The organism is Pseudodesulfovibrio indicus, assembly GCF_001563225.1.
Lineage (GTDB): Bacteria > Desulfobacterota > Desulfovibrionia > Desulfovibrionales > Desulfovibrionaceae > Pseudodesulfovibrio > Pseudodesulfovibrio indicus.
In genome coordinates this window covers 3095017-3108308 of the sequence record NZ_CP014206.1, presented here as the reverse complement: position 1 = coordinate 3108308, position 13292 = coordinate 3095017, and the positions used below count along the sequence as shown (strand labels likewise).

General features: G+C 64.5%; 12 protein-coding genes and 1 tRNA gene. 8 read left to right on the top strand and 5 right to left on the bottom strand.

Annotated elements, in window-relative coordinates; translation table 11 throughout:
* Positions 1–47: 47 nt before the first annotated feature.
* The 5 genes from infB to AWY79_RS14055 form a co-directional block, all read right to left on the bottom strand.
* The gene (gene infB / locus AWY79_RS14075; protein ID WP_066805254.1) at positions 48–2912 is read right to left on the bottom strand and encodes a translation initiation factor IF-2; all 2865 of its coding nucleotides are present in this window, start codon (positions 2910–2912) and stop codon (positions 48–50) included.
* 4 nt (positions 2913–2916) lie between these two features.
* Positions 2917–3153 carry a YlxR family protein gene (locus AWY79_RS14070; protein ID WP_066805251.1) on the bottom strand — a complete coding sequence of 79 codons (237 nt, stop codon included), beginning with the start codon at positions 3151–3153 and terminating at the stop codon, positions 2917–2919.
* A 19-nt stretch (positions 3154–3172) separates the two neighbouring features.
* The gene (gene nusA, locus AWY79_RS14065; protein ID WP_099093213.1) at positions 3173–4474 is read right to left on the bottom strand and encodes a transcription termination factor NusA; all 1302 of its coding nucleotides are present in this window, start codon (positions 4472–4474) and stop codon (positions 3173–3175) included.
* A 52-nt stretch (positions 4475–4526) separates the two neighbouring features.
* The gene (locus AWY79_RS14060) at positions 4527–4985 is read right to left on the bottom strand and encodes a ribosome maturation factor RimP (protein ID WP_066805247.1); all 459 of its coding nucleotides are present in this window, start codon (positions 4983–4985) and stop codon (positions 4527–4529) included.
* Between the two features lie 112 nt (positions 4986–5097).
* A tRNA-Gly gene (locus AWY79_RS14055) sits at positions 5098–5173 on the bottom strand.
* 138 nt (positions 5174–5311) lie between these two features.
* On the opposite strand from AWY79_RS14055, the gene flgF reads away from it, so the two are divergent.
* The 8 genes from flgF (at position 5312) to flgK (ending at position 13279) form a co-directional block, all read left to right on the top strand.
* A complete protein-coding gene (flgF, locus tag AWY79_RS14050) occupies positions 5312–6088 on the top strand; it encodes a flagellar basal-body rod protein FlgF (protein WP_066805246.1) in 777 nt (258 codons plus the stop codon).
* Between the two features lie 17 nt (positions 6089–6105).
* Positions 6106–6888 (top strand): flagellar basal-body rod protein FlgG, encoded by a 783-nt coding sequence (gene flgG / locus AWY79_RS14045; RefSeq protein ID WP_066805244.1) that lies wholly within the window; start codon positions 6106–6108, stop codon positions 6886–6888.
* A 40-nt stretch (positions 6889–6928) separates the two neighbouring features.
* On the top strand, positions 6929–7936 hold the full coding sequence (flgA, locus tag AWY79_RS14040; RefSeq protein WP_066805236.1) for a flagellar basal body P-ring formation chaperone FlgA: 1008 nt from the start codon (positions 6929–6931) through the stop codon (positions 7934–7936).
* Between the two features lie 15 nt (positions 7937–7951).
* On the top strand, positions 7952–8647 hold the full coding sequence (locus tag AWY79_RS14035; RefSeq protein ID WP_066805233.1) for a flagellar basal body L-ring protein FlgH: 696 nt from the start codon (positions 7952–7954) through the stop codon (positions 8645–8647).
* A gap of 125 nt (positions 8648–8772) precedes the next feature.
* Positions 8773–9852 (top strand): flagellar basal body P-ring protein FlgI, encoded by a 1080-nt coding sequence (locus AWY79_RS14030; protein WP_066807254.1) that lies wholly within the window; start codon positions 8773–8775, stop codon positions 9850–9852.
* Between the two features lies 1 nt (position 9853).
* On the top strand, positions 9854–10588 hold the full coding sequence (locus AWY79_RS14025) for a rod-binding protein (RefSeq protein WP_066805230.1): 735 nt from the start codon (positions 9854–9856) through the stop codon (positions 10586–10588).
* Positions 10589–10664: 76 nt separating this feature from the next.
* Positions 10665–11144: a flagellar protein FlgN gene (locus AWY79_RS14020; protein WP_066805228.1), complete on the top strand. Its 480-nt coding sequence runs from the start codon at positions 10665–10667 to the stop codon at positions 11142–11144.
* Positions 11144–13279 carry a flagellar hook-associated protein FlgK gene (flgK, locus tag AWY79_RS14015; protein ID WP_066805226.1) on the top strand — a complete coding sequence of 712 codons (2136 nt, stop codon included), beginning with the start codon at positions 11144–11146 and terminating at the stop codon, positions 13277–13279. Before AWY79_RS14020 ends, flgK begins: the two co-directional genes overlap by 1 nt.
* The last annotated feature ends 13 nt before the right edge of the window (positions 13280–13292 follow it).

The following is a 13292-nucleotide window of genomic DNA, read 5'->3' as shown; positions in this document are numbered from 1 at the left end:
GGCGGCCCATTGGTCAATGAGCCGCCCGCCTTTTTTCCGTTGCAATGCTAGTCGATGGTGCGGGCGACTTCCTTGGTGTCGAACACCTCGATGGTGTCGCCGACCTTGATGTCGTTGAACTTCTCCAGGCCGATGCCGCACTCGTAGCCCTTGGCCACCTCGCGGACGTCGTCCTTTTCGCGGCGCAGAGAAGATATCTGGCCGGTGTAGATGACCACGCCGCCGCGCAGCAGCCGGGCCTTGGCGCCGCGGACGATCTTGCCGTCCGAGGCGAAGGAGCCCGCGATGACGCCGACCTTGGGCACGCTGAAGGTGGCGCGCACCTCTGCCTGGCCCAGGTAGACCTCTTCGATGTCCGGGGCGAGCATGCCGCTCATGGCGTCCTTCACTTCCTGCACCAGCTTGTAGATGATGTCGTAGAAGCGGATTTCCACGCCTTCCTGTTCGGCAATCTGCTTGACCTTCAGGTTCGGACGCACGTTGAAGCCGATGATGATCGCTTCGGAAGCGCCCGCCAGCAGGATGTCGGACTCGGTGATCGCGCCCGCGCCGCCGTGGACCACGCTGATGCGGACCTCGTCGGTGGAGAGCTTGTTCAGGGCCTCGGTCACGGCCTCCAGGGAGCCCTGCACGTCCGCCTTGAGGACCAGGTTCAGGGTCTGGGCCTCGTCGTTGGGCTTGGACGCCAGGAAGGATTCCAGGGTGACCTTGGTCTTGGCCGACAGGACCCTCTCGCGCTGTTTCATGGCGCGGCTCTGGGCGATGCGGCGGGCGACCTTTTCGTCGGCCACCACGAAGAACTCGTCACCGGCCTCGGGCAGGCCGTCAAAGCCCTGGATCTCCACGGGCATGGCCGGTCCGGCGGTCTTGAGCTTCTTGCCCTGGTCGTTGAACATGGCGCGGACTTTGCCGAAATGCACGCCGCACACGAAGCTGTCGCCCTGGTTGATGGTGCCTTCCGCGATGAGGCTGGTGGCCACGGGGCCGCGCCCCTTGTCCAGGCGCGCCTCGACGATGTGGCCTCGGGCGGGCTTGTCCGGGTTGGCCTTCAGCTCCAGGACTTCGGCCTGGAGCAGGACCATTTCGAGCAGCTCGTCGATGCCCTGTTTCTGCTTGGCGGAAACGTGGGCGAAGATGGTGTCGCCGCCCCAGTCCTCGGGGGCGAGGCCCAGCTCGGCCAGCTCGCGCTTGACGTTGTCCGGGTTGGCCCCTTCCTTGTCCATCTTGTTGACGGCGACCACGATGGGCACGCCGGCGGCCTTGGAGTGGGAAATGGCCTCGCGGGTCTGGTCCATGACGCCGTCGTCGGCGGCGACCACCAGGATGACGATGTCGGTCACCTGGGCGCCGCGCATGCGCATGGTGGTGAACGCCTCGTGGCCCGGGGTATCCAGGAACACGACTTCGCCCCGGTCCGTCTGGACGTGGTAGGCGCCGATGTGCTGGGTGATGCCGCCGGCCTCGCCGTCGGTCACGTTGGACATGCGGATGGCGTCGAGCAGGGAGGTCTTGCCGTGGTCGACGTGGCCCATGATGGTCACGACCGGCGGACGCGGCTTCAGATCCTCGTCGGTGTCGGGCTCGACCGGGACCAGGAATTCCTGTTCGTCAAAGGAGACGTTCTCCACCTCGTAGCCGAACTCGCCGGCCAGCAGGGAGGCGGTGTCCAGGTCCAGGGACTGGTTGATGGTGGCCATGACGCCCATGCCGAACAGGGCCTTGATCAGGTCCTGGGCCTTGACGCCCATCTGGTGCGCCATGTCCGCGAGACGGATGGCCTCGTCGAACTTGATCTTGCGCTTGGCCGCCTTCATGGGCTGCGCCTGACCCTGGTCCTGCTGCATGGACATGGGACCGCCTCGACGGCCGCCCTTTTTCTTGCGGCCCTTGCGGCCCGGGGCGTAATTGTCGTTGTACAGCTTGTTGGTATGATCCTGTCCGCCGTCCTGGGAGAATTCCACCACGCGGCGGTCCTTCTTGGCCTTTTTCTTCTTGGAACGGCCGTCGGAAACCGGGTCCGGGGCAGGGCCGGAGGGTGCGGGCGCTGCGCCCATGTGACGGGCGGGGCGGGGGCCGCCGGGACGGCCCGCACCGGCGGGACGCGCCGCGGGACGGCGTTCGGGAGCGGCGTTCTTGGCCGCTTCGCGGGCCTGCACCTCTTCTTCGGTGGGCATGGAAATGATCTTGACCTTGGGGGCCTCGGGCTCGCGCTTCTTCTTCTTTTTCTTGCGAGGTTCGGTGCGCTCGGCCTTCTCGTCGGAACCGTCACCCTCGGCATCGCCGTCAGCGGACGGCTCGACCTCGGCAGCCGGTTCGGCGGCCTCTTCGGAAGCGGGTTCGGACGCTTCTTCGGCCACAGGTTCGGCTTCGGGAGCGCGGTCGTCGGCAGGCGCGGGTTCGGGAGCGGCCTCGGCAACCACTGCTTCTTCCGCCGGGGCCTCTTCGGCCACGGCTTCCTCCGCCACGGGCGCGGTCTCCTCGACGGATTCCTCGACGGCGGGCTTGATGATCTTGACCTGGGGCTTTTCCGGCTCCCTGGTCTTGGCGGGCGTCTCTTGGACCTCCACTTCCGGAGCGGTCTCCTCGACCTCGGCCACTTCGGCCTCGGCGGAAAGATCCTCGGTCTCCTCGACCGAATCCTCGACCGTCTCCACGGCTTCCTCTTCCTTGGAAGTCTTGGATTTCTTGCGCCTGCGCCGGATGATGACGCCGGACTCGCCCACGCGGCGCACTTCCTTGCGCTTGGCGCCGCCCTTCTTCAATTCCGCCTTGAGGCGGTCCACATCTTCGTCTTCCACGACGGTCTTCTGGCTTTTCGCCTGAACGCCGATCTCACGAAGCTGCTGAATGATCTCCTTGTTGCTGAGACCAAGCTCAGCAGCCAAGTCTTCTACCCGAACCTTTGCCGTCATCTAATCACCTCGCACGTTTCTTCATCAGACCCTTGATCATCTTCGGGAATTGTTCCCGGCAGCGGGCCTGGCCGCATACATAATATCCGCGTCCCGGCCTGGTTTTCGCCGGGTCGGGAATCGGACCCTGGTCCGTTCCCGCCGCATCGTCCGAACGGACGTACCGGGTCAGCTCCCCCTTGGGGAACCGGCCCCGGCAGACGACGCACATGCGTTCGGGCGTGTGCCCCTTGCATTCCATGCGCCGTCCCCGCCCGGAGTTATATGGTCTCCTCGCCTTCGGCGGGAGTCTCGCTTGTTTCTTCGTCCGGCGCTTCCGCGTTCTCCGCTTCCAGGCCGGGGGCCAGCATGTTCACGGCCAGGCGGATGTCGCCGATCTTGGACTCGGTCATGCCCTTGATCTCCAGCAGCTCCTCGTCGGTGGCGTTGACGATGGACTCGATGGATTCGAAGCCCGCACCGAAGAAGTTCTCCATGGGGACCTCGGCCACGCTGGCGATCTGATCCATGCCTTTGCGCGCCGCGTTGAGCTCGCCGTACCGGGATTCGGTGAAAATGTCTATTTTCCATCCGAGCAGTTTGGCGGCCAGCTTGACGTTCTGACCCTTGCGGCCGATGGCCAGGGTCAGCTGATCGTCCGGGCAGACCACTTCCAGGGATTCCTCCTCCTCGTCCACGAGGATTCGGGAGATCACGGCCGGGGAGAGGGCGTGCTGGGCGTACATGGCGATGTCCGGGGACCAGACCACGATGTCGATGCGCTCGCCCTTGAGCTCCTGGACCACGTTCTGGATGCGGGAGCCGCGAATGCCGACGCAGGCGCCCACCGGGTCCACGTCGCGGTCGCGGGACATGACGGCCACCTTGGCGCGCAGGCCGGGATCGCGGGCCACGCCCATGATCTTGACCGTGCCGTCGGCGACCTCGGGAACCTCGCGCTTGAACAGCTCGACCATGTAGTCCGGGTGGGACCGGGACACGACGACCTGGGGTCCGCGGGACTCCTTCAATACATCTATGATATAGGCCTGCACGCGGTCGCCGCGCTTGTAGCGCTCCCTGGGGATCTGCTCGTCCTTGGGCAGCAGGGCCTCGGTCCGGCCGAGGTTGATGATCCAACCGGTGCGGTCGCGGCGCTGGATGATGCCGCTGGCGATCTCGGACACGCGGTCCTTGTACTCTTCGTAAATGATTTCCTGCTCGGCGTCGCGCATGCGCTGGATGATGACCTGCTTGGCGGACTGCGCGGCGATGCGGCCCAGGTCCTCGACCTTGACCGGGAAGCCCATTTCGTCGTCGAGCTGCGCGTTGGGATCATGCTCCCGGGCGGCTTCGAGCGATATTTCGCTGATCGGGTCGTGGACCTCGTCGACGACGACCTTGAACTCGAAGACCTCGATCTCGCCGAGCTCCTCGTTGAAGGCCACCTCGATGTCCATGCTCTCGCCGTACTTGCGGGCAACGGCGGAACGGACGGCCTCCTCAAGGGTGTCGATCAGGAGGTCGCGGTCGATGCCTCGGTCCTTGCTGATCTGGTCGATGGCTCTTTTCAGCTCCGACATGATAAACCTCCGCTTGTGCCGGTCGGCCTTCCCCTCCCGGCAGTGGTATCAACTAAAATTCGTGGACCAGCGCCACTTTCTTGATGGCGGTCCAGTCGAAATCAATACTATTTCCCTCAACGTCGAGGGTGATGGTGTCGTCTTTCACGCCGGTCAGTTCGCCCTTGAACTTGCGGCGGTCGCCGACCGGCTCATGGAGCAGGACGTCCACCTTGCGGCCGACGTAGCCCGCCATCTGGTCGGGCGAGAAGAAAAGCCGCTCCAGACCGGGCGAGGACACCTCCAGGACGAAGGCGCCGGGAATGACGTCCTCCACCTCCAGCATGAGGCCCACCTGTCGGCTGACCTCGGCGCACTGGTCGATGTTCACGCCCTCCGGGCCGTCGATGTAGATGCGGACAACACGCTTCTTGCCCGTCGCAGGGGAGGTCAGTCCCCAAAAGACGTAGCCGAGGTTCTCCACCTCGGGCCGGATGATCTCCGACAGCATTTCCTCGAAAGTCTGGCGCATCGTGCGAATCTCCCGCAGGACCGTCCTTGCGGTCCCGGCAAAAAAAAAGGTGAGCCCGAGCTCACCTACGCGAACCCCGCACGGTTCTTTTATTGAACCCTGCGAAAGGCTTTGGAGCGGGTGACGGGGGTCGAACCCGCTACTTTCAGCTTGGGAAGCTGACACTCTACCAATTGAGTTACACCCGCTTGGAAACGAGCCTATTTATACATATAAAACCAGCTTGTCAACAACCATGATCGCGGACCCCCCGGATGGCCGGAAAAAGGGGGGGGCGGGCTTGGCATGCATAGTGCAAATCCCTCGCTGAACAGGAGGACCGCTCTATGCGAGACAGCACACAAAGCGCTCTTTTCGGTGCTTTATCCAATGAAATCAGGATGTCCAGCATCGCCAATAATTTGGCGAACGTGAACACGTCGGCCTTCAAGAAGGACACGCTGGCCTTCCACGACACCTTCGTCCGCTTCGCCCATGACTACCTTGTGGACGAAAAAACGTATATCCGGGGCAAAAAGCTGTTCCCCGAGGGCCACATCATGGCCAAGGCGAGGCTCTCCGCCCAGCGTCCCGACTTCTCCCAGGGCAGCCTGGAGCAGACCGGCAACCAGCTCGATTTCGCCATCTCCGGCGAGGGATTCTTCACCGTTCAGGGGCCGGAGGAGATGCTCTACACCCGCGCGGGCAACTTCGTCGCCGACGCCAACGGGATGCTTCGCACCAAGGACGGGAACCCGGTCATGGTGGACGGCGGTCCGCTGGTCATTCCGTCGGGTGCCGCGGTCCAGGTGGACGGGCAGGGCAACATCTCGGTCAACGGCAACCCGGCCGGGGCCTTCGACCTGGTCACCTTCGACGATCCCAACCAGCTCGAACGCATGGGCAGCAACAATTTCCGCGCCCCGCTGGGCGTGGGCGCCGTGCCGCCCGAAGAGATCAACGTGGCCCAGGGGTTCCTGGAAAAGGGCAACGTCGACGTGGTCACCGAGATGGTCGCCATGATCGAGGTCCAGCGGGCCCACACCATGTATTCCAAGGTGATCCAGTCCGACAACGAAATGGACACCAAACTGATCACCCAGGCGGGACGTCCCGCCGTCTAAGCTAGGAGGCTGTCATCATGATGCGTTCCCTTTGGACCTCTGCCACGGGCATGATCGCCATGCAGACGCAGATCGATACCCTGTCGAACAACCTGGCCAACGTCTCCACCACGGGCTTCAAGAAAAGCCGGGCGGAGTTCGAGGACCTTATGTACCAGACCCTGCAGATCGCCGGCACCGAGAACGCCGACGGCACCAGGACCCCGGTGGGCATGCAGATCGGCATGGGCGTGCGGCCCGTGTCCGTGCACAAGTTCTTCACCCAGGGCGACTTCCAGAACACCGGCAACCCGCTGGACATGGCCATCGAGGGAGAAGGATTCTTCCAGGTCATAATGAACGGCGAGACGGTCTACACCCGCGACGGCTCCTTCGAGCTGGACGATCAGGGACGGGTGGTCACCGCGGGCGGCCACGCCCTGCAGCCGGAATTCACCGTACCGCCCGAGACGGCCGGCGTGTCCATCTCCGAGACCGGGACCATCGCGGCCCTGGACAAGGACGGCACGGTGCTCGCCCAGGCGAACATCGACCTGTACCGGTTCCAGAACCCGGCGGGGTTGATCGCGACCGGGCGCAACTTCTACCGCGAGAGCGAGGCCTCCGGGGCCGCCGTGGCGGGCACGCCCGGCGACGAGAATTTCGGGACCATCGCCCAGGGATTCCTGGAAGGGTCCAACGTGGAGATGGTGGACGAAATGGTCGGCCTGATCGTGGGGCAGCGCGCCTTCGAGATCAACTCCAAGGCGATCACCACTTCGGACGCCATGTTGCAGACGGCCATCAACATCAAGCGCTAGCGGTTCGGGAAGCCGGGTCGCAGCAAGGCGGGAAGAGCGTATGTCGAGGAAATGGAGCCTGAGCATCAACGGGAAGACGGCCCTCAGGGCCGGACTGGCCCTGTGCCTGGCCCTGGCCGTGCTGGCCGCGCCGGTCGGGACGGGCGCAGCCAAGGGCGGAAAGTGGCAGGCGTTGGTCCGGGACGCGGTCTGCGTCAAGGGACCGGACGTCCTGCTGGGCGAGATCGCCGATCCGGTGGACGCGACCGCCCGCAGCCAGTGGAAATCCCTGGCCGGCCTCAAGCTCTGGCAGGCTTCGGACCGGCCGGGACACGTGGTCAACGTGAACCGCGACAAGCTCGAAAAGGTTCTGCGCTACTACCTCGGCGAGATGGCCGGAAACCTGGTCCTGCCCAACCAGATGGCCGTGCAGACCGGGGGCAGGGTGATCAACGACGCCGAGCTGAAGGAGCGCCTTGTCGCCTTTTTGACGCCGCGCGGCAAGGACCTGGGCGGCGACGTGGAGTTCAAGAACCTCCAGATGCCCGGTCACATCTTTTTGCAGAGCCCCCTGGACAAGCTGGTCATCAGCATGAATTCGGACCTGGAGCCGGGGCGCAACGAGATCGTCCTGTCCGGGATCGGACCGGACGGCAGGGTGCTTTCCCGCCGCTCGGCCGTGGTCTTCGTGGACGTCTGGAAGACCGTGCCCGTGGCCGCGAAGCCGCTCAACCGCATGGAGCGGCTGAGCAAGGACAAGGTTTCGTTCAGGCGCGTCAACCTGGCCTACAAGCCCGAGGTCTGGGACGGCACGGGCGGACCGTGGCGCATGGCCCGGACCCTGGGCAGGGGACAGGTCTTCACCATGTCCCACCTGGAGCCGGTCCCGCTCATCGAGAAGGGCGAGATGGTCACCCTGGTCTACAACGGCGACCGCGTCCGCCTGTCCATCAAGGCCGAGGCCCTGGGCGAGGGCGGTGCGGGGCAGCTGGTCCAGGTCCGCAACGTGCAGAGCAACAAAGTCATCATGGCAACCGTCGTGGACAGCGACACCGTGGTTGTCAGGTAGCCAAGGAGAAACGTCATGAGACGCCGCATCATCATAGTAATGGCTTCCATCCTGCTGGCCTCGGGCTGCGCGCCCAAGTACCGGGAGGAACCCATGCCCGTCCTCACCCCTCCCGCTTACGAGGAGCAGGACCCGGCCGCGAACCCCGGCTCCCTGTATGACAACAACAGGTCCGAGTTCCTGTACGACGACAACCGCGCCAGCCGCGTGGGCGACATCGTCCTGGTCCAGGTGGAGGAATCCGCCACCACCAAGATCAAGTCCGAGACCACGGCCGACAAGTCCAACGACGTCAAGACCTCGGTGTCGGCCATGCCCACCACCGGCCTGGTCGGAAACATTCCCCTGGCCGAGACCCTGGGGGCCAAGGCGGGCGTCGGCATCCTGGCCAACCAGTCCTCGGAGTTCTCGGGCAACGGCGAGACCAAGCAGGAATCCAATTTCGAGGCCACGGTGGCCACGCGCATCGTGCGCAGGCTGCCGGGCAACATCCTCCAGGTGGAGGGCGCGCGCCGCATCCGGGTCAACAACGAGACCCAGTTCCTGGTGGTGCGCGGTCTGATCCGCCAGCGCGACATCTCGTCGGGCAACTCCATACCGTCCACCAGCCTGGCCGAGGCCCAGATCGAGATCTACGGCCAGGGCGTGCTGGCGGACAAGCAGAAGCCGGGCTGGCTGTCGCGGATTCTGGACAACATCTTTCCCTTCTAGCGAATGCGGATGAACAACGAATATCGAGAGGTCGAGGAGTGAACGTCATGTATCCGAATCAGCGCACCAATCCCGTGGACGCGGGCGAGACGGCCCGGTCCCTGGTCCTGGCGGCCCTGTTCGCCATGCTGGTCTTTTTCCTGGCCGCGCTGCTCGCGCCCAAGGCGGCCGGAGCGGCCCGGCTCAAGGACATCGCCAGCTTCAGCGGCGTGCGGACCAACGAACTGGTCGGCTATGGCCTGGTGGTCGGCCTGGCCGGAACCGGCGACGGCTCGTCCAGCACGTTCACCATGCGCTCCATGTCCAACATGCTGGAGAAGATGGGCGTCGAGACCAACCCCGACGACCTCAAGCCCAAGAACGTGGCCGCGGTCATGGTCACGGGCCGCATGCCCGTATCGTCCAAGCCCGGTTCGAACATGGACGTCACCGTCTCCTCGCTGGGCGACGCCAAGTCCCTGCTCGGCGGCGTCCTGCTGATCACCCCGCTCAAGGGGCTGGACGGCCGGGTCTACGCCGTGGCCCAGGGTGCGCTGACCATCGGCGGCTTCACCGTGGGCGGCGCGGCGGCCGACGCCCAGAAGAACATTCCCACCGTGGGCATCATTCCCAACGGCGGCGTGGTCGAGCGGGCCGTACCCTTCAAGTTCAACAACCAGGATCACATGACCGTGAACCTGAACATGCGCGATTTCGGGACCACCATGCAGGTGGTCAACAAGATCAACGCCAGCATGGGCGGCAACTTCGCCTCGGCCAAGGACATCTCCACCATCGAGCTGCAGCTTCCGGACCGGTTCCGGGGCAACATGGTGCCGCTGATGGCCTCCCTGGAGGACCTGGACGTCTCGCCCGACGGCAAGGCCAAGGTCGTGGTGGACGAGAAGACCGGCACCGTGGTGCTCGGTCAGGACGTCCGGCTGAGCCGCGTGGCCGTGGCCCACGGCAACCTGCAGATCGTGGTCTCCGAGACCCAGCAGGTCAGCCAGCCCGGCCCGTTCTCCGACGGGGCCACCGTGGTCACCCCGCAGACCGACGTCCAGGTCAGCGAGCAGAACAACCGGCTCATGCTCATGGAGGGCGCGACCCTGCAGGAGCTGGTGGACGGCCTGAACTCCATCGGCGCGACCCCGCGCGACCTGATTTCCATCATCCGGACCCTCAAGGCGGCGGGCTCCCTGCACGCCGATGTGGAGGTAATCTAACATGATCAGCAGCAACGTCGATCCCAGGCTGGCCGCGAGCGTGGCCGAGACCAAGGATTTGCAGCGGTTCAAGACCGAGATGGACGGGCTGAAGCAGAGCCTGTCCGGCGGCGGCCAGGACAAGATGGCCGAGCTGAAGAAGGCGTGCCAGAACTTCGAGGCGGTTTTCATCGGCAAGCTCTGGGAGCAGATGAAGCAGACCGTGCCCAAGGAAGGGTACCTGCACTCCAAGCAGGAAGAGAGTTACATGGCCATGTTCGACCGCGACTTTTCCGAGAAGATGGCCAGCGCGGGCGGCATCGGCCTGGCCGACATGATCTACGACCAGCTCAGCCGCAAGCTCAAGCAGGCCAGTCAGGAGACCCTGTCCGGCGGCGTGAGCATCAAGCCGTTGCAGCCGGAACCCATCGCCCTGAACCGGGCGCCGGAGAGCGTTCCCCTGACCCGGAAGGGCGGGGCCATGACCCTGGAGGACTGGGGCGGCACCGAGGTGTCCGGCGGCAACCGCCTGCCCTCGGCCGGGAGCGCCCCGGAATCGGGCGCGGCCGCCGGTTCGGGCAGGCTGAGCGACGTCGAGGTCCAGGCCCGCCTCGAAACCCTGGCGCGCAGGCTCGAAGCCGAGCGCGGGCAGGGCGCGGCACGGCCGTCCAGGCCCCAGGCCGGGGCCGGATACAAGGCCGACGGGTCCGACGACCCGAAGTTCGACATTGGCCGGAAATTTGCAGAAATCGGTTGAACCCTCAGGGGTTGAGGAAGTCGCAAATAAAGATTTCTAAAGAAAATACAACTGATTATAGCAACGAGGTGGCAGGATGCTCCGTTTGATAGAGGAAAATTTGGTCAGGCAAAACAAGGCCATGCTGCTCATGTATTTCCTCCTTGAGGAAGAATTTTCCCGCCTCACCCAACTCAAGCCCCAGTCCGTTTCCCAGGTGGAGCTGTCCATCCAGGAGCTGATGCGCCAGGTGGCGGGGGAGCGGCATTCCCTGCGCCGCATGCTGGTCCGGGTCGAACCCTCGGCCAAGCGGGTCCGGGACTTGTATCCCGGCCTGGAGCGCGAGACTGCCGACGGGCTGCGCGAACTGCTGGCCCGCCTCGACGAGATCGAGCAGCGGTGCGCCATACAGGCGGCCAAGAACCATCAGATGGCCATGGCCCTCTTTGACCAGTCAAAGGGGCTGCTGACCTTCATGCACAACCAGATCAAGCCCAAGAACACCAATGCCTACGGGCGCACCGGCCGGTTCGCCAAAGGCATCAATGACGCCCGGTTGCTGAGCGGGAGACTCTGATGTCCTTCGGAGCCAATTCCATTCTCGACATGGGCCGTTGGGCCCTGTTCGCCTCCCAGGTCCAGTTGCAGGTCACGGGCGAGAACATCGCCAACGTGAATACCGAGGGGTACTCGCGGCGCTCGGTGCTTCTGGAGGAAGGTCCGTACATAGACTATTCGCCCGGCCAGCTCGGCACGGGCGTCAAGGCCACCGAGGTGGTCCGCCACTTCGACGAGATGGTCGAGGCCATGTACCTGGGACAGTCCGCCCTGTCCGACATGTGGGGCAACCTTTTCGAACAGCTCAAGGGCGTGGAGAACCTGCTCAACGAGTCCTCCGGCACCGGCGTGTCCGACGCCCTGTCGCAGTATTTCAATTCCTGGAACGAGGTCTCCCAGCGTCCCGACAACTACGGCGCGCGCCAGACCGTGCTCAACGACGCGGCCACCCTCATCTCCACCCTGAAGCAGGTGGACAACGACCTGTCGCTCATGCAGCAACGGGTCAACAAAGAGATTTCCGCCCAGGTCGACGAGGCCAACACCCTGATGCAGGAGATTGCGGACCTCAACAACCAGATCCAGGTCCATCAGGTGGATGGGCAGAACAACGCCAACGCCCTGTTCGACGAGCGGGCGCGCAAGCTCCGCTCCCTGGCCGAGCTGATGGACATTCGGACCATCGACAACGGTGGCGGCAACCTGACGGTCCTGACAGAGGCCGGGCAGACCCTGGTGGACGGCGAGTCCGCCTTCTCCCTGGAGTTCCGCGCCGCGACCAAGACCAAGGACCTGCGCACCGACTCCACCTTTGACGGCAACGTCTACTTCGACGGCAGCGACGACTTCGAATACACCATCGAGTTCGTGGCCTCCAACGCGGGCGATCCCGTGGGCCAGGTGGGTTCCGGCGCGGGCGCGGCCCAGTTCAGGGTCTCCCTGGACGGCGGCGTGACCTGGCTGGCGAACGAGGACGGCAGCGAGCGCCACTTCTCCGCCCGGGGCTACGACGACCGCGTGAACGTCGAGGGCCTCCAGATCTGGTTCGGGTCGGATACCGACTCCCAGGGCTCGGGCACCGGCACCTTCGTGGACGGCGACCGGTTCATCATCAGTCCGCACCAGGGGCTGTACTGGGTGCAGAATACCTCGCACGCCGAGGAGATCACCCCCCAGACGCATTTCAACGGCGAAGCCAATCCGCAGCGCCTTACGGGCGGCAGCCTGACCGCGCTCATGACCTTCCGCGACAGCTATGTGGGCAAGTACCGGTCCAAGCTCGGGGAGCTGGCCGAGTCCGTGATCTGGGAGACCAACCGCAGGCACAGCCAGGGCGCGGGCCTCCAGGCCTTCACCGAGACCGAGGGGACCTACCGCGTGGACTACATCGACAAGGCGCTGGCCAGCGACTCCGCGGGCCTGGCCTTCGGCGACCGGCTCCAGTCGGGCAGCTCCTTCATGTACGTGTACAACGAATCCACCGGGCTGCTGGCCTCCAGCGCGGCCCTGGACTTCGACGGCAACGGCATGATCTTCAACCCGGACATCCACACCCTGGAAGACGTGCGCGACGCCTTTGACCGGACTTTCAACGGGGCCATCAACGCCACCATCGTCAACAACCAGCTCCGACTGGAAGCCGAGGAGGGGTACACCTTCGCCTTCGGCACCGACAGCGCGGGACTCTATGCGGCCCTGGGACTGAACACCTTCTTCAAGGGCAGTGCGCCGAACACCATGGCCATCAACGAGAAGGTCTCGGGCGACCTCGACTACCTGGCCACGGGCCACGTCAACGGGGCGGGCGAGATGAATACCGGCGACAACACCACGGCGTTGTCCATGTACGCCCTGCGCGAGGAGGACGTGACCACCAGCACGGCCTTCGAGGGCACCACCAAGCAGAGCATACTGGACTACTACAACGGCATCGTCGGCAACGTGGGCACGGACGTGAACCGGGCCCAGTTCAATGCGAATTTCTACGGAACCCTGGCAAAGGACCTGGACGAGCGCCAGCAGCAGATCTCGGGCGTGAACCTGGACGAGGAGATGAGCGACCTGATCAAGTACCAGGCGTCCTACACCGCCGCGGCCAAGCTCATCACCACCGCGGACCAGATGCTCCAGACCGTCCTTTCACTCAAGTCCTAGGCGGGAGAAACGG